6 protein-coding genes are annotated in these 19,097 nt (G+C 46.5%); 2 read left to right on the plus strand and 4 right to left on the minus strand.

What is annotated here, in order from left to right; genetic code table 11:
• Positions 1 to 39: 39 nt before the first annotated feature.
• Genes IPL83_10125 through IPL83_10140 form a run of 4 tightly spaced genes read right to left on the minus strand, consistent with a single transcriptional unit; the run spans position 40 to position 16,057 of the window.
• Positions 40 to 6,186: a hypothetical protein gene (locus IPL83_10125; GenBank protein ID MBK9039504.1), complete on the minus strand. Its 6,147-nt coding sequence runs from the start codon at positions 6,184 to 6,186 to the stop codon at positions 40 to 42.
• Between the two features lie 22 nt (positions 6,187 to 6,208).
• Positions 6,209 to 7,858: an FG-GAP repeat protein gene (locus IPL83_10130; GenBank protein ID MBK9039505.1), complete on the minus strand. Its 1,650-nt coding sequence runs from the start codon at positions 7,856 to 7,858 to the stop codon at positions 6,209 to 6,211.
• On the minus strand, positions 7,855 to 11,394 hold the full coding sequence (locus IPL83_10135; GenBank protein MBK9039506.1) for an FG-GAP repeat protein: 3,540 nt from the start codon (positions 11,392 to 11,394) through the stop codon (positions 7,855 to 7,857). The genes IPL83_10130 and IPL83_10135 overlap by 4 nt, the downstream gene beginning before the upstream one ends.
• 10 nt (positions 11,395 to 11,404) lie before the next feature.
• On the minus strand, positions 11,405 to 16,057 hold the full coding sequence (locus IPL83_10140; GenBank protein MBK9039507.1) for an FG-GAP repeat protein: 4,653 nt from the start codon (positions 16,055 to 16,057) through the stop codon (positions 11,405 to 11,407).
• A 280-nt stretch (positions 16,058 to 16,337) separates the two neighbouring features.
• On the opposite strand from IPL83_10140, the gene IPL83_10145 reads away from it, so the two are divergent.
• Entirely contained in the window at positions 16,338 to 17,315 is a 978-nt protein-coding gene (locus IPL83_10145; GenBank protein ID MBK9039508.1) for a hypothetical protein, read from the plus strand.
• Positions 17,312 to 19,069: a hypothetical protein gene (locus IPL83_10150; GenBank protein ID MBK9039509.1), complete on the plus strand. Its 1,758-nt coding sequence runs from the start codon at positions 17,312 to 17,314 to the stop codon at positions 19,067 to 19,069. The genes IPL83_10145 and IPL83_10150 overlap by 4 nt, the downstream gene beginning before the upstream one ends.
• Positions 19,070 to 19,097: the final 28 nt, after the last annotated feature.

Raw genomic sequence — 19,097 nt, forward strand, 5'->3', positions numbered from 1 at the left:
GAAGAGAGAGGCAAATACCTCACCAACTCATGGAATTTATTACCTCACCTTGAAAACCGTCGCACCCGATCGATTGACCAACAAAATGAGCCCACTGTCCGCAAGCACCTGAACTGAATCAAACTTCTGAGAAGTTGGAAATTTATAAATAGCCATCCCGTTTAGCGTATCAATCGTGTAGACTTGATTTCCGTCTCTGCTGATCCCTACAATCAATCCCGTATTTGGACTATAGGCTATTCTCACCCCAGACATGGGTAAATCTGTCGGTGAAGCTTCTATTTCATCGACTCCCACGAAGGTCAAATCACCAGCTCCCGGAACTGCGATTGAGTCCTGAAGCTTCGCAATCCCACCCGTCCCAGCAAGGTGAATATAAACCCGCGAATTCGCCTGATCCACAACCATATCTGAAGGCAGACTGTCCTCGTGACCAGGAATACCATCGAAGATATTCAAAACTGCAATGGGGGCGCCAGGGTTTGCCCCCGAAAACGTAGGCGCGATGTTAAAAACCAACAGGTTATAGGTCTTTGACACTTCATCTCTCGTTACAGCATAAAGACGCGCCAAAGCAGTGTTGACTGCTAGCGATTGGATCTTGGAGGTGGTTGTATAAAAGGCGGTACTCGCTCCGGAGTTCTTATCCCAGTAAAGCTTATTGAGAGACAAATCTGCAAAGAAAAGATAAATCGATCCCGAATTCGTCAATTTGGCCCGTGGTAAAACTCCATAATCACCATCACCATTGTAATGATTCTTTGTGCAAACACCCGTACATCTCTGGGCGTTCGCAAGAGGAACCGGCAAGGTTCGATAATTGCCATACAAACGAACCGAGTTAGTTGTCGCAGAGTATGGACCGGCCCGAGCTGTCAGGGGCGTCAGCAACAAATCAAAGGCAGTCGCAGATGTCATCTTGTAAGATATATTGCAAGTTCGATTCGTACTACCCCAAGCAAGATCCTCGTAATAGTTCCAAGCCCCCGTTGTCAGCAAGCCGTTAACATATTGCAGAGACCAAGCAAAATTTTTGACGGTGGGACCAACTTGATATTTTCCAGCAAAAGCGAGATAGTCAATATCATCAGCCCCAAATCTCGTGTGAACAGCAGTCTCAGTGTTCCACTCAATCCCTGTAAGAACGGTCGGAGCTCGAGCTGTCACCAAACTGAAGCTTGATTCAGGAACGGGATAGGTGTTTAAAACCTGAGCGATCCAGCTGTCTGTGGCAACATAATTTCCATCAGTGACTTCAGCCGTTATTCTGTGTTGTCCGATTAACAAGGGACCTGTTCCATCAGGATCTACAGTTCCGTCCATATATCCAGGCCTGTAAGCAAACTCATCCCCCTCATCCGATGCAAGAATCCCATCGACGTACCAGCGATAAAATAGCTGATCATTTAAGTTGGCATCTGAACCCACGGCCTTAAAAGTGAAGGATTCTCTCTCGTCAAGATAAACTACGCTCACATTTGGAAGGCGAGCAATGGTAGGGGCTGCTTCTGTTGGCGCCAAGGGATTCTGAACCTGCAAGAAGAAAAAGCTCGTATCATAGGCTCCTGTCACTTGATCAGTCACTCTCACCTGGACTCGGTGCCAAGTTAAGGGATCAGCAGGATCAGTGACATCCGTTATCAGAGGATTCCAAGTGATGACCCCGCTGGTGTCAATGCATACGCCGTTCGGGAGAGCACAGGCCCGAGGTGAAACTTCAATGGAATAGGTCAAAGGATTCTTGAGAGAATTCTTCACGATTGTTTTGTAAGTAAATGAATTGGCCGTGAGACCAGCCGCCGTTTGAACCATAAAGTGCTCGGGCTGATCGCTCCCATCCAGCCTTGGGCTGACCCAAAAAACAGGAGACGTAACCGTCAGTTCAAGTGGAGTTGTACCACTTAATCGCGATGACAGGGTACCACTTCGCGCCAAATCTCCATTGTCTGTCACCATGATGGTAGGTCGATGGACCCCAATTTGTCCGATCTGAGGGCACCATTCCAATCTGTAGGTATAGTATATATAGCCTCCAGATATATTTGGACCGGAAATTCGCGTCAATTTAGGAAGAGCCAAACTCTCGTTTAGGTTGATCTCACCCGCCCCAGAACGACAAGCACTTGCTCCCACTCCCTTGTTGCCAGAGTAATTGCTCAGATAGTTATAAACCTCATCTTCCCACAAAAGTTGAGATGCATGACAATCATAGAGAGGCGATACGGGATTGCCATCAAATGAAGCGCCTGGATAATAGAGAAGATTGCTATTGCTGTCTTCGCAGCTAGTGAGACTGGTCACAAAACTGCCACCTGTTGGAGTAGCCAGATCTTTATCGCGAACCTGGAAGGTCGTTGTGAAATAGGTATCTGCTTGAATATTGAATTTATTGTTTGTGCCAATCGCCAATATTTCAGGAGAATTGTTGCGGTTTACGGCCTTAACTAGATAATAGGCATAAGCTGATTGGCGCACGGCAGGCTCGCTGATCGCATCAAATGTTTGAACCCTGATGACGAAACCCTCTGTAGTCGATAGAGCCTTCACTTCGGCATCGGTGGGAGTCCATTCAATTGCACCTGTTGTCTTAGCTCCCAAGCCATTTGGAAAGGCCACATAGCTTTCAACTCGCACTGTTAGGCCTGCTGGTTTAGGAATCCAAGTGGATGTTTTCCTGTCATACACCTGAGTATGAAGACTATATCCCAAACGTTTGTAATCATAGGTCGCATCCATATCCATCGAAAAAATCTGAAATTTAGAAAAACTCCCTTCGACAGCAGATCCAAGATCAATTGACGTGTTTTGGTCAGCGCGTAGCACAGGCGGATTCCAATTTCCGTCGGTGAAGTAAGGCGCATTGTTTATCTCTTTAACGTTTATACTGAGCAAAACAGTCCTAATATTCGAGCTAGGAGGGAGGTTAAATCCTGAATCATTCACAGACACCTTAAATTGAAATGTCTTCGAAATATCTAAGGCATCTGGATTGTATCGCAGATAACAATAGCGCGATTGATGATGGGTATATCCTGCCGTATCGTTACAAGGAGTGCAACTGGAAGCGAAAGCACCTACAGAAGCAGCGGGATTCCGACAGAGCATAAAGGGACCAACTGGAGGCGTTGTGCTGCCATCAGAAACAAGGCTAAAGGAGTAACGATCATCCAGGTCCTTCGCCAAAAGCGTGTTCGAAGTGTTATCTGTGACAGAGATGGGCATTCCCAAAACCGCGTTGCCCTCTAGTACCTGCAAATAGGTCGCAGAGTTAAAACTGGGAGAATAATTGTAATCCGCATAATTGGCACAATAGCTAAAGTCCGAAAAGGCCGCATTAGGATGCTTATCCATTATTCGCTCGATTGGCACGGTCTTCGTGGCTTCACCTCCCGCAAAACTAACAGCCGCAACCAGCTTATATTTTTTTAAACTATTTGTTTGAAAAGTGTAATTAGCCGGATCTAAATTCAAAACGCCAGCCGGATTTGCCCGGGTCACTCTCAAATCTCCATATTGGTAAAATGAGGCCAAATTCGTTACAGTCAACGCGGGAGGTGATGGCAAAGTGCTATTTACAACTGTAATCTCATTGGCCAGCGCATCGGCTCCATCAAAACCGCGAACGGTCCAACAGAAAGATGCGTCATTTGCAGGCTCATTGTTGGCCTTGTACTTGTATATGATTCCTCCCAGTTCAGAATAATTGCTATCCACATTGGTCGTGACTAAACTCGGATCAGGGAGCACGCCATGCTGAGTGAGGGACCCAACTGGAATTTTAAAATTGATTCGACGGATATCGACGTTCGCAACGGTCGTACCACCCATCGGTATAAGGGCGTTGTTAACGACCTCATACTTCAGAGTGGAAACCGTCCCGCCAAGAAGAGTTTCATTCGTCCGTAAAATCAATCCCGAAGGAATAACCACAGCCGCAACTGCAGGAGAAGGAAGAGTAAATGTGGCCTTTCCAAGCTCCGTGCTGAGCAGACTTGGATTGGTGACTGTTACTCCCGGTACACTCAAGAGTCCCGGGTTCTCAATAATCTTAAGCGTGTTGGCCGCTGCCGTGCGGTTCAGAGGCGTCAACGGAATAACAACTGCATCAAGAGGGGATTCCATCGTAACGGCTGCCGCGGTCTGATAATAAACACGAAATCCTGAAGCCGCGTAGTCTGTCCAAAACTGTGTACCAGCATTTATGGTAATATCACTGCTCCCTGAGCCAGGCCGCTGCAAGGTCACTGTTGAGGCATAGGGGCTAGCTTCATTGTTACTAAAACATTGGCTCATTGTGGAGAGCTTCGTTTCATACAAGAAATCGGCTTGTCCTGCTTTTCGCTTCAATACCACAGGTCCCATTCCAGCTCCAGGATCACAAGATTGCAGATGAGGGAGAACTCGTGTGGGAATATTGATCGACTGGATCAGAGGAGGATCAAAATCTCCATCTGTGTACGGAGCCGAAACTGCTGTAATAGGGCTTAGCGCCTGAACTGGATTGGTCAGCAGCGGCGTGGTTCCTGACTTACAAGGAACTTGGTTAACATCAGCAGCAATCAACGTAATTGTTTGTGGTGCCACAACTCCGCCATGATCATCACTCAAAACAACAACAAAGTTGGCCGTTTTTCCCAAATGAGTTGGCCGCCAAACAAAATGAAAGGTCGTCCTTGATGCCGTCACCGTAGGAGGCGACTGGGTAACTGAAGAGCCAAAGTTTCCAGTCACTGTGGCTGAAATGGTATCAGGTGGAGTCGTTGTAGGGTCCTCGTTATCAGGATCAACGACCGCAATATCAAAACTAAAATCTCCAGTACCCAAAGGATTTGCCATCAAACATTGATCGAATTCTATGGGTGTAGATTGGTTTGGATTCGTCGATATAATACCTCCTCCTAATATGTAAGGAGGAGTGTTCACGTCTAGAACTGTGAGATTGATTCCGCGCAGGGCCAAACCCTGCTTTCCATCATCAAGACGCAAATCAACAAAGGCGCTTCCTTTTTTCGCATCAGCATTGTCTGGCTTCCACTCCAAAGTGACAGCACTGCCAGTCACCGTGGCTGGTCCAACAATACCGTTGATTTTAACTGGCGATGAAAATCCCGTTGAATTCAAAGACCAGGTCAAATTGTCAAAGTCTGGATCAACCCCAGTTAAATTGCATCTCCATGTCTCTTTTTCTCGAATTGCTGGAAGGCAAGTCCCACTGATCACGGGCTTGCGATTAAAATCTTGAATAGCAAGCTCCCAATCGATTTTTAGCACTCGCCCACCGTCCGTAATTAGAACCTGCAAATCATAGTTGGCTCCGCCCCCATCAAAGGACCCAGGGGTCCATGAAAAGTGCTGCGTGTCTGTGAGAATGATTTCCCCTTTTTGCTTCCAAACGTAAAACAGCATATCTCCGTCAACGTCGGTTGCTTCGGCATTTACTTCTAAAAGAGATTGCTCCTTTCCTGCTACGAGACCAGGAGGCGTGGAAGTAAAAATATCTAAAACCGGAGGATTGTTGGGAACTCCAAATGGAAAAGGTGCCGTCAAAACTTCACCCATAGAGTTAAAATTGAATTGAGCTCCAATGCTCGCCAGCAAATTCAAGAACTCTAGGTTATTAGACAAGCCATTCTTATAAAATTTATAGAGTAAATCTGGATTCATCTCTTCGTTCAGGCCAAATGTCGTCAAACGCTCCTGAGTAAATTTATCGACATAATTTTGCAAAAGAGAGATTTGGTCCTTGCTATAAGTCTTAAGAGATTTGCTGGGATAGTTGGCCAAAATTTGATAGACAAGTGTTGTTTGAAGAGATGGGTAAACTATTTTATCTTGGTCGGTCACAAGAGCGAATAACTCGGTATCGTGATAATCCATTCTGACCTGGATGACGTAAGGTCCCGTCAGGGTCATATTCTTTGGTGAAATAATAGAATGAACTTTTCCTCTCGCGAGCCTGTCCGCTGAGAGTGGAGTAATGTCTAAGACAGTCTCTAAAACAGCATTGTCGTCGGTGGGAGATCGCAAAAGAACTTCGTAAAGATCATCTGAGTAATACAAAAAGTGGTCAACATTGAACTGTATTTGTCCACCAGGAGGAATAACGATGGCGTCACCCTCCTTTTTGCAACTAAAAGCAAAGGCCTGAGCAAAGATAAGAAAAATCAGTAACTTCAAACGTACCACGTACTTCCCCTAAAAAAATCTCTCAATAAAAGAGAAAAAATCCCCCCAAATCAACGCCCTTCAAGGCAGCTTCGCCATCGTAGCCAGGTGTTACAATCATATAATCTGCTGAATTATCTCCATTTACATCTCCCAAGGACGACTTCTTTGAAAAGAATATTGCCCCAGGAAGATCGAATTTTGGAACGATCATGAATGGCTTATAGCGACCGAGACTATCAGCAACTGAATTCAGATCGGGATATTCAGAAGTGAAGATCCCACGTGAGCTGCCAAAATAGATGATACCTCTTCCGATATCATTGTAATCTCTCGTCAGATCATCCCAGTTTCTGCCTCCTATCAAAACATCGTCATAGCCATCCTTGTTGACATCACCCATGCCCTTTCTGCCGCCGACGACATTGGTCCCATTCATATCCCCAGAAGTTGATCCCAAAACGAGAAACTTCTGCATTGGCAGTTTTGGACCGCTCGGGGTTTGACAATCACTCGCAAAGTTAATACTGGATATTTGCCCCGCATCTGTTGGACTGGACCATAGGAACTGGCGATTAAAGTTCGATTCGTTTTGTGTCAATGAAAGCATTGCTATTTCATTGTCTGCCCCGCACAGCGGGCCATAATAAACATAGGCCATACCTGGCGCCCCGTAACTTAGGGATCCTTCATTGGGAGTCGTCACAACGAGATCCTCGTATCCATCCTTATTTAAATCTCCTGCGACACTCATAAAGGACCCAAAAAGCCGTCTCGTGCCGTTGGATGGATTAGACACTTCATAGGCTATCTGTGGCATCAAGGCCCTCAATTTTTGATTTCCCAGAAGCTGAGTCCCCAAGGCCTTGTCATCCACAGCTGGATTAGTGAGAGTGCTCGGGCAAGAGGCCAGTGAGGAATAGCTCATGTAATAGCTCGTTTCTGGACCTGCAACGAGACCCTCATCGGATCCCCCAAATACATAGATTCGCCCATAATCTCGAAGTGTCGAACCTTGAAGACAGGTTAAGTCTTCGAATCCCATGGCGCCAACCAAAAGATCATCAAAGCCGTCATTGTTATGATCCATGACGACAACTCCGGACCCAAACAAATGTCCCAACTCGGCGTAGCCATAGTTCACGTTCTCAAAAACCGGATTGCGTAAAAATTGTCCCTTACAGGACTTAGCTGGCCCTGGCGAACAAGCCCGTTGGGCCGCGTTGGATTCAGAATCATATCCACTCACGGCGTAAGTGGCATTCGTCAACGAAAAGTCTGTGCCTGGCGAGGCGAGACCTCTCACACTTGGCGTTTGCAATCCGTTTACTGAGCCATAGAGAACATAAACGATACCATGATTGGGCACAGCTGCACCTGTGCTGCACCTCGCATCGCTTGATGCCGGAGCGGGATTGCAATGCCATCCCGCTCCGGCTCCAATTCCAAGAACATTCAATTCGACAGGAGGCAATTTGGGATCGGTCAATGTATTCATCGGAGGACTGGACGCTCTGGGGTTGGCAATCACCACGTCTTCAAATCCGTCTCCGTTCAAATCACCGTGAACAAGCAATTCATTTTCAATTGAAGTGTTGGTCCCAGAACCTGAGCATCCAATAGAGTTGCAACCCACAGTATTTTCTGAAACTCCCGGTATAAAGGACTGTGTTACGATCTGAGGATCGTTCACGTCGGGAATCCAAGAGGGATTGGAGACAGCTTGAAGTCCCCACCCGTTCCATAATAAATGATGAGGGAGCTAGAGGTATCGATAAAAGCCACATCATCAAAACTGTCACCATTCACATCGCCAACAGGTAAAGCGCGAGAGACCCAAAGGTCAGATACATTATTGGGCTTAAGGATTAACTGCGGCAAACGAATTCCTGTCTTCGTCGAGCTAATACTTTGATTAACGGCCGGATAACAACTGCTCAGATTTTCACTTCCAGGGAGGAAAATTTTTGACGGGTTACTGCGACAAAGTTCTGTTGTTACCAAGCCAAGCTTTGATCCATAGTAAACAATCGCATCCAATGTTCTAACGCCCGCAGACGATATTTTGATCATGCGCCCAACAGCATCATCATAGCCATCTCCGTTCAGATCTCCAACAATTTGAGTCCTGTAATAGAGATAATCGGACAAGGTAGCCAAATCGTCACTCAGCTTCAGATCACTTTCAGACCGAATAGCTGGAAGAGTTGTCCCGTTTGCTGTGTTGAAAAGGTGGATCATGCCAGCCCCTGGCCGATGGGCCTCATCTCCAGGTGCTCCAACCGCAATGTCAATCAAAGACACGGAGGCTCCAAAGTCACCATTAAAATTACCCGAAGCAACGGAAGTCCCTAACCTGTCGTCACTGTCGCCCTGCTCGCTATAAAGCTTAGAAAACACCGAAGTCACTCCAATATTTGGAGCACTTCGATACACATAAATAGCTCCCGAGCCTGCTCCCTTGGTGCTATCATTTGGTGCCCCTACGACAATATCTAAAAGTCCATCCCCTGAAATATCTGAGGCAACAAAGGCTCCGCCAGATGACCCCATCTGCGTACTCGTCGCAATAGAATCAGATCGCAATACCGTGGGAGCACAAGCCATTTGATTGGAAATCAAAGCATGGTTAGTAAAATCAACACAGGCCGGATCGTTGATCCTGAAATCCCCATCAGGTCCACTGTCTCCTCCGACCGCCACTCCTTTAAAATCAATGCCCTCAAAAAGTCTTCCACCATTTCCAAAAAATTGCCACAAATGCCCAACGTCCGTATTGGCCGAATCACCGTAAGGTGCCGACACAAGGACTTCAGAAAACCCATCCCGATTAGGATCTTTAAACGAAGTCAAAATAGTGTTGTTCTCATCGTACCTGGATTGATTTCCAGCAATCAAAACGGCTGTGCCAAACCCTACTGAGTTGGCAATTCTCGGAAATAGAACCCTAAAGCTGGAGGAATTGGTAAGGCAGGAGTAATGATCTCGTTTTGAAATCATTCCTCGCTCCTGACAGGACCAATAATTGCTGCGATAGGGTTTATCCACGTCTCCTCCGGTAGGAAGAGACGACATTCCACGACCAAAATATAAAAATGAAATTCCGGTTGAGGTCCCCCCCTGGTTCATTCCCCAAGCGTTGGTCGCATTGGCATAGCTTCCGGCAGTACGAGTCCACCCTCCACCAGCCGGAGAAATTCCTTGGCTGCCGTTGAATGGAAACAAGCCTACCTGAGGATTGGAATACGAAAATCCAGGAGCCCCTACCACAAAGTCAGAACCACCATAAGACTTACCGTTGGCGTTTCTCACTCTATAGTAGCCGTCCACATCGCCTCCTCCGGCAATGGAAGACCCAAATCTCATGTTTTGCTCCACAATCGGTGGAAATATTTTGAGCCATCTAAATCTTGCGTCTGAGCCAGAAGGAATTCCAGTTGCTGTCGGTGTTTCATAACCAATACCAAATCGCGAACCAAAGTAGATCGCAACATATCCAACATCAGAAACATAGCCTTGACCCGCCGGTGCCGCTAAGTCTGCCTTGCCATCCCAGTCGCCGTAAGGGGCACCAATCCCAATATCGTCATATCCATCTCCATTGATATCGCCCAAAAAGGCGACCGAATAACCAAACAGATCTCCTGAGGAATAGGGATAACTGCTTACAAATGCGCCGCCAAGGACAGCCGAGGGCCACAGGGAGTGATCAGGCCACAGCCTGACTGGCGAACACGTGGCATCTTCGGCCAAGCCATCACAGGTTTCCACATTCTCAGGCATATCTGATAAATGTGCCGATCTAGCCAGACCATTGCGACCACCGAAAAAGACATAACTTCGACCCACCCTGTACCCACTGTAATATTCATAGGGAGCGCCAACGATTAAATCCTCGCAAGAATAGAGGCCCAGTTTATCGCCATTTAAATTTCCACCGCTTGCGAGACTAAAGCCAAATTGTGAATTGGCTCCGAGATCATCAAAAGTGATAATTTGGGGATCCTTTCCGGGATTGAGTGGAGTGAGGCTTGGGGGGATATTGGTCTTCAACTCATAGGTCGTATCTGGCTTTCGATAGGAATAATATACGGCAACTGCACCGGCAGTGCTGACACTCACTCCATAGCCAGCCAAAGAAGCCTGGGACATTCCAACAGCCAGATCTGCATAGCCATCACAATTGAAGTCTCCGCTCGCCATCGCATTCCCAAGTTTAGCCATCCCACCACCGACGCTGCTAATCGGGGGAGAGTCAATTTTAACAGACTGACCCTTCACATAAGTCGATAGGCCTGAGATCTTATATGTTTCATCGATTGTGCCATCGCCATAATGCACCTCCAAACTCAAATTCTCCACGGGACCAGGATCTAGGGAGACTCCACTCATAATCAGAGTTCCAGCGCCAATAAGGGGATCTGACACAAGGTTCCCATCCCGTTTTAAAACAGATGAATAGTTTTCAGACCGAAACAACGAGTTAATGACCGGAGTTACTTTCACGAAGGGCAAAGTTCCTATGCTTATTGAATTTAAAAGATATGTTGGACTTGGAAACGAAGCGGGAGTCTGATGACTTAAAACAGCAGTCGTGCGTTCAACGACTTTATCTGCATAAAGTGCATGAACAGAAAAGTAATATTTAGTCGCACCCGACAGACCCTTAAACGTATAGTTCTGTCCGCTGGAGCTCACATAATTAGTTGTCCAGTTACTGGTATTGCTCGCTGAAGGAGCCACATCTTTCGTATAAAATATTTGAAATTCAGCATTGTAGGAATAATTCCACTTAACGATGGGATTGCCATCCGGATCAACAGCGATTTCAGATATACCTTTAAATACGGGCCAAGTTGTTGTTGAAACCTCTTTATCTCCTCCCTGAGTCCCCCCTCCGGCACTTTCCCCTATGACCTTAAAGGAATAGGAGCTCTCCGGAATCAAGGACCCAATAGTGGCTCCTTCAAACACTTGCTCCACCAAAGGTTCAGATTGAAAATCCGAATAAACCTTATATCTCATATAAGCAGCATTGTTGATCCAGCTTACTTTAATTGAATAGGGAGAAAGAGCTTCGACATCTCTGACCCCCGTAAAATCCTTGCTCACCGATCCACTTTTCACTCCGTCTTTACAAGACGTGAGTAAGGCGCACACAAGTACCAAAAGCATCCGCGCGGAAAGTGTCGTGAGATAATTTATTCTAAGCAAATCACGTTCAAACATATTAATCCCATTAATAAATTACGTAAATGATCCCCACAGAATAAGCCAATCCGCTCGGGTGAGTCCTTCCAAATCCTCCGAATAAAATGTCCTCAACCCCGTCTCCATTTAAATCTCCAGAAGAATTTCCTGACATCCAGGTGTGTTCATATGCTTCTCTATTGGGAAGATAAAACTGAAAGGGATTACAAACCCCACCCGACCCCACATAACATTGCGGAGAAGTTGAAGGTTGCGCAAGGGCCTGTAAGCCAAGATCAGATCCAAAATAAATGATGCCATAACCTGTTTCGATCAAAGTTAATTCTTCGTTGTAGTCGCCAGCGGCCACATTAACAAAAAGATCAAAAAAGCCATCCTGGTTAAAATCTCCAGCAGAAGAGAGGCCATAGCCAAAGCCATCGCCAGAGCTAACTGAGAGTGGTTGCAAAATCTGAGGCCAAGGCTGGGCGACATCAATGTGAGCCTTGTTCAGCGGATTTGCGGGAGCCATCGTCCAATAGTCGGTGGCGGCAAGTGTGCTGGGTCCCCAAAATGCACCCTTGGTATCCACCAGCCCACCATAAAATACATAGACATATCCTGGTTCAGATCCCGGGGACGACACGGCCAGATCAGGAAAATCATCGCCATTAACATCACCCATCTGCGCCAGATTGTATCCAAAGCGGTGGCCCGCATAATAGGGAACCAAGGTCTGAAGAGACTTTGGACTCAGACCTCTTGTTGTGCCCTTAAATAGATAAACTCTCCCCGAATTAGCGCTGTATCCGTTATCGCCAACAAGAAGCTCATCGAATTCCTCCCCCTGGGCCTCTTCGATTGAGGAAAAGCCAAGGATACCAAACCCAAAGTCAGTGGCGTTTCCTTCGGGGCTTACGATCAACTGAACCTTGCAAATGGGATCTACGCCACCCGCGCAAGGATCGACGGCCACAACATCGACAGTTGTAGTCCCCGAGCCCGTGTCGACGGTCACCCTGCCGTTAGATCGATTGGTCTGAGGACCGTTGGCCCCTCCGTAAACGATAGCCACAGAACCACGGTTTGTCCCTCCGTACAGACCACTGATACCAGCGGCCGAAAGTGCCGCATTTTGATCTGATGGTAAAGCAAAGCCACCAGTCGTGGCGATGGCCATATCGCTGTAGCCATCACCATTGAAATCACCATAGCCAACGGACTGATTGCTCGCATCATAGGTGCCAGTCACAGTAGGCAAACCAAAAACTTGATCAAACCGAAGGGTAACAGACGCGCCACCAAAACCTTTGCCAAAAATCAGAGGATTTTTTCCAGTTGGTGAGATTTGCGGCACAGCAGAAGAAATCAGTCCGGCGAAGGATCCGTAGAAAATATAGCTACCGCTATTTCCAAAAATCAAAATATCATCATAGGCGTCACCGTTAACGCTGCCAATACGATGAAAATTAAATCCAAAAGATGAATCGTCCTCATAGCTAATCAATTTCGGACCTAAATCAATCGGAAATAAGCTTGGAGCTGGAGTCGAAATGAGCCCCGCAATCGAGCCATAGAATAAAACCAGAGAAGTTTTTCCCTGCGAGTCAAGATAGGTCAAAACATCATCGTATCCATCGCCATTTACATCTCCAACAACCTTGGCCCTTTCAAATTTGTAGTTCAATTCCTTGCTAAAATTAGGATTTATCTTTTTATCAACATTATTTACGCTCGCGCCAAATGTACCACTTGATAAAAACAGGAAGGCTGCGCCATTTCCTGATACGATTTGGGAGTCTTGAGGTGCTGAGGAAATCACATCTCCCGTCCCGTCGCCATTAAAGTCACCGCCAACAATACCTCCCAACGAAAAATAGGCCCCTTTGTTGAGATCGCTGGGATACATCATCGAAGGACCGAATGGGCTCACCCCTCCCGAGTACCAGGTACAAGAGGAAAGGCAGTTACTCAAAGTATTGTCAGAGGCCTGTGTCTGAGTTACCTGAGAACCTCCATCAATTCCAAACGTCGAGATGTCAGCGCGATAAACGTAGAGGGCCCCCGCATCGACGAGCGTTCCAGACCCACCTGAACTCAGGACATCTCGATAAGGCGCCCCGACAGCCAAAGATGGTATCCCTCGGCCGGTATCTTCAAAATCGTCGATCACTCCAAGTGTATAACCAAAATGTGAATTTGCTTGGGCAGGCGTATTGTATAGCACCTGGTGTTCGCAATGCTTAAGTGGGCCTGTCGTTACATTGTTATTTTGGGGATTGCAAGGCACTGTATTTCGAGCCGTCACCTGATGCTTTTTTGAAGCGGCCGCGAGAATTCCCTGAATTCCACCCAAATCATGATCGTCCGACTGAGGCGTCATATAATATCCATAGACAGAGCCAGCGTTCGTGACGGCGGATACGGTCGCATAGGGAGCTCCCACAAATATCGCTCCTGCAATTGAGGGCAGCGGCGGCACACTCCCCACGGCATTATCCAATGGATAGCCATTCATGTTTTCGGCACCCACAAGACTGGAGCCATATCTGGCATTGAGGCCATATAACTCAGAGTGAACAGTCTCCTCACAAGTCCAGTCATAAATTTTTTGTTTGTCTGGCTTTGTTCCATCAGAATTCAAAGGTAATTTTGCCTTGCAAGTGACAATAGATCCTTGATTACTCATTCTCAACGGGACTCCAATCACGAGGTCATCGCACTTGCCAAAATCAAAGCCATAGCCGTCAATCGGACCTAAAGGTCGATAACTGTAAGCACTAATGCCCTTATTGCAGTTCCTAGAATTATAAGCTGTCGTAAGGGCACTGGAAAAACTATCTTCGCCCGGCTCCCCATTAAAAACATTCCCATCAATGAGAGATCCTGCGCTGATGTCGCTCGCTAAAATAAAGTCAAATGCCTTTGACGAAGTTTGTGGATACAATCCCTGACTCGACCCTCGAAAAACATAAACAACACCTGTGCTGGCTTGAATCGCTCCCACAGCAAGGTCATCAAAGCCATCATTGTTGAAGTCACCAAAAGTGAGGGCCCTTCCAAATGAGCCAGTGCCAGAAACAGACAATCTAACGGACCTGCAGCTGTTGGATACCGCATCGCAAGTGAGTTCATTGACACCAAAATTGTTACTCCCGGACCCAGCTACCAATCCAGAAGTCGGATCGCCAAAGGCCACAAATACTTGATTCAAGGAATTGGAAAATGCCAGATCCTCGCACTTTTTGATTTTGCTTAAATTGGGAGTTCCCGCAAATGTCGAAAACAAGGTGTCGCAGAGTCCGCCATAGGACGAAGATCCATCACGATAAAAGCAATCACCGTTCGCATTTCCAACTGCCATATGTTCACCGAGTTGAGTCGACGAAACGGTCACGGGAAAATAAACAAGTTGTGGATTCGGAAATGTCGCAGTGGCACTGGGAGCTACTGATGTATTGAGAGTTGGAGGGGGATCAACAATTCCTAAAACAGGATCCAAATAAGGAGGAGGATCATATGTGTAGTAAATGACAAGGCTTCCCATTGTATCAAAATGCTGCTGGTCAATAACCGGTGTGGAATCCGGCGCACTCACCGCAAGATCGGGAAAGCCATCGCAGTTAAAGTCCCCGCGCGCCAGAACCTGGCCGAAGCTCTGCAGTCCCTTTCCTCCGCCCAGCAAGGGAGGAGATATCTCGTGAAAAGATGAACTGGTCTTCATATTTCTTATTGAACTAAATGCCCCTCCTGCCTGCCCCACCACAACCTCAGAGCGCGCCTGAGCCCCCGCTTGATTTTTTATGGTCGCATAATATTTGTGTTGGCCCACAGGTATAGCACTAAAGGATTTAAAGGGCCCATTGCCAATGCGAGATGCAATTTTTTGATTACTCGACAATTCAAAGAGATCTATGAGGTAAGTCGCATCTCCACCAATTGCCGTAAACCAAGGATAACTGCCTGGAATTCCTTCATGCATAGAAATAGATGGCAGATTATTTAAATCGCTAGAGGTGACCCCACATTGAGTCGAAGCTGATAAAGCGCTGCTATCTGAGGTCAAGGGTTCTTTGGTCCCGTCCAAGTAGACCGCCTGGACAAAAAAGCAATAGTTCGTTCCGCCGTTCAAGCCTGTAACAGATGCAAGATTGCTTCCAGTCACTCTGAGGGCAGCAGAACTAAAGTTCCAAGTTCCAGTAAACTCCTTGTAAAACACGTCGTAGCTAACTGAAGGATCAGTTAGAGTCCAGGTCAAGTTAATGCGAGTGGACGACTGCACAGACACTGAACCTGATGATAGCCCAGTAAACGTATTGAATGTCTTTACCTCAGTAAAATTGTCTAGACCCTCTTCCTCTAGTTCCAAAGCATTGAATCCCGTCACAGAAAATTGGTAGGTGCTCGCTGGCAACAGATCAGTTACAATTTTTTCTGAAAACTGTTCTGTGCTGAGGGGTTGACTGACACCCGCTCGATAAACGCGAAATTCAGAATATCGAGAAGATTGGGTCCAGGTTAATTTCACACTCGTGGGGCTCAAGACGATCGCCTTTTCAATTCCTGAAAAGCTGGGAACGACAGTCCCCGACTGATAGCCCACCTTCTTGCACCCGGTAGCCATCAGCCCCGTTAGGACTCCAGCGGCAACAATGACAAAGCGCCATGTGCCGAGATCTAAACAGCGAAAATACGTTCCCATGTTTAGCTTAAACCTCAAATTTATCTTCACAAGGAAGGCCCAAATGCCCACCTCGACCTACGTCAACCTATCGTCAAGTCCAAGGTCCAACTCAAGCCACTGTTCTCAAAGTGGATCAGAATCTCAAAAATACTTTGACGAACGTCCAAGAATATCCCGAAATTGTGCCTCGATTGAGAATTCTCAAAATTAAACGTCTCAACTAAAATCGAATTCATTTAAAGAGTCTTGAAAATATGTCGAAGAGATCTATGTATGGACTTTTTTGAATGAGGAATTAATGCCCAATTTTAGTTCAAAAGTAATTGTGGTGGTATTTTCTGCTATCTGTATTGGGGCTATTGCTGTCTACAATCTGCGCCATCAGTTGTTTACCAAACAAGATCCAAAAAATATTTCTGAATCCAAGCAGATAGAGCAAATTCAGTCAGAAATCATCAAAGATCTGAAACGTTCGTCTCAATCAGCGGAGGCACAGTTCGTCCACTCAGGGGATTGGAAAAAAATTGAAGAAATTCTCAATTCACAAAAAAGAAATCATTCAAACAAAATGGCGAAGGTTCTGAAACACCTTGCCGATAGCTCCGAGATTGGGCCAGACAAACGGGCGCAATTGCGAGAGGTTCTCACTCGATATCTTGGTCAGTTCTCAGCGAAGCCCATGGGAAAAGAGGCCAAAACACTCAGACTGATATCTGAAACACTTAAGAAGCTAAACCCCGTTTTAACTGCTGATCCCATTCGGGCCAAACTGATGGAACTTGCCCTTGATAAGAGGAGCCAATCAGAGACAAGCGTCAAGTCACTTTCTCAGGAAATCCTTTTGTCTTGGGACGAAACACCCAAGGAAATTCTCGCTATTGTCTCAGGCGAATTAGTCAATGGCCCTGCTGAACGATCCCATCATTGGCTCAGCCAAATAAATTTCCTCTCGTCAACTGAGAAAAAACGAACTCTTCTTTGCCCCCTCAAGGATAACTTTGAGAAAATCGCTGAAAACCTACAACCATCTCTTTTGGCCATTTTGGCCAGACAAACAAAACTCTGTGGAGATATTTCTCGCCTGATTAAGATGTCCTCCTTGAAACCAAGCGAGGAATGGATGGAGGCATTTGCCTTGTCCGTCGAACAAACTTCTAGCCAAAGTAAATTTATGGTCGAGCTCCAGAAAGCCTCGGATAAGACAGCAAACCCGTTTCTCCGTGAAAAAATTCGAAATCTCCTGGCTCAAAAAACGAAAGTAGAAATGAAAGAGTGAACCGAAGTCATATAAGATTCTATCTTCACTTTCTCATCTCCCTTGCTGGTCTATTTCCTATTGCACAATATTCGGTGGCACAGAGCGGATACATGGAGGAAGTCGCGACCTTGGAAAGCCTTTACGAAAGCAGAGCACGCAGCATATTGAATACCTTTCTGCGGCCATCCGAATACACCGTCGTTGTTTCTGCCGATATGCGAACCGACAAGGACAAGATCAAGGCCTACCACGAAGAGGTCGAGCTCCAATACCTTCCCGGAATGCCCATGGGAAATGACCCCAGCAATGTTCCGGCTAACAACCATCTCCATCAACTTAAGTCTAGTATCCTTGTTCATCTCATCATCAATTCAGATGTCACTCCTGATAAGGAAAAACTCATCGTCGAAGTCGTCAAATCAAAACTTCATATGGATGAGTCAGCTGGTGATAAAATCACAGTTCAGCGTGCCGATTTTGTCACAGATGAGGCCCAGAAGTCTCCAACCCTACTGCCCGAACTATCCTGGAAGATGTGGACACTTATCATTCTCATTTCTCTGCTTGCTCTGGCCGCAGTTATTTTCTGGATGTCTGCGAAGCAAAAGGCTCAAGATGGGTCAAACGCAAACCTATCCAAATCTCAACCCTCCTTCGAGCCAGATGATTTTGAATCAAAGGACAAAGACGACTTGGAGAACGCCTCTCACACAGTGGAAGACTCGGCTCGCCTTCAAGCTCTTTTTCGCCAAGATAAGACTCAAATAGTCACTCTAGCTGGAGAATATCCCTATCTCTGTGCAAGGGCTATTGCCGAGTTTGTTGGCGACGGAAATGAAAAGGACGTAATGATAACTTTTGACTCTATCGGTTGGGATACATCGCGCAAACTATTTCACCACCTTTCTCCAAAAAATTGGGGACAAGTGGGAGCTATGCTGACTGATCAGGAAACTGAGCTCGGACTGGAAGAAAGAGCCAAAAGTGTTAAAAATGTGACGCGATTTCTTCTCTCACGCGTCCTCTCAGAGGGTCTGCACGGGGATCAACAAAATCCATTTCAGTTCATATTCGATATGAAACCTGAAGAAAGACTACAACTGCTCAGAGATGAATCAACCAAGAATCTGGCGGTAATGGGAATTTTCTCCACGGAGGATCAAATCGCCGAAATTTTTGAATCTCAAGATCCCGTGAGAAAAAAGCAGATCATACTTGATATTGCCAAATTGAGTAACTTGCCAGAAAACGCTGTCCAGATGAGCGCAAAACGCCTTTCGGACAAAATGAGAACGCTCAAAGGAAATGCCGAATTCAAGGCCAACGGGCCTATGGTGGCGGCAAATCTGTTGCGTAACCTAGCTCCAGAGACTGAAATGAGCATTTTTGATGAGATTTGCAATCTAGACCCTGAGTCAGCAGAGGCCATTCGCAGAGAGAGTGTCCAGTTTGCAGATCTTCTGGCCTACCCGGAAGAGGCCATCAAATCCGTGATCGAACGCATGAATTTGGATGTTGTGGTTCAAGCCCTGAGTCAGTGGCCCCCTGAATCCGCTCAAGCTCTTCTCCGAATGATGCCGTCCAAACGGGCACAATCTATTAGTAAAGACCTCAGTTATTTTTCAGATAAGACTTCTGTCAAACAGATCGCAAAAGCCCGTCGGGACATTTGCGTCGAGCTTGAAAAGGAACTCCAAACGCGCAGTCTGCTCATGAAGGATATCTGGGCTGATATAGACAAATCCGTGGCGGAAAGAACCCAAGCAGCCTAGGCAATTGCAACTCACATCAGCTCAATTT

The organism is Bdellovibrionales bacterium, from assembly GCA_016716765.1.
Taxonomy (GTDB): Bacteria; Bdellovibrionota; Bdellovibrionia; order Bdellovibrionales; family UBA1609; genus JADJVA01.

Coding starts and splice junctions, on each gene's coding strand:
- IPL83_10135 (MBK9039506.1), bottom strand. CDS start 11,394: ATGTTTGAACGTGATTTGCTTAGAATAAATTATCTCACGACACTTTCC.
- IPL83_10140 (MBK9039507.1), bottom strand. CDS start 16,057: ATGGGAACGTATTTTCGCTGTTTAGATCTCGGCACATGGCGCTTTGTC.
- IPL83_10145 (MBK9039508.1), top strand. CDS start 16,338: ATGCCCAATTTTAGTTCAAAAGTAATTGTGGTGGTATTTTCTGCTATC.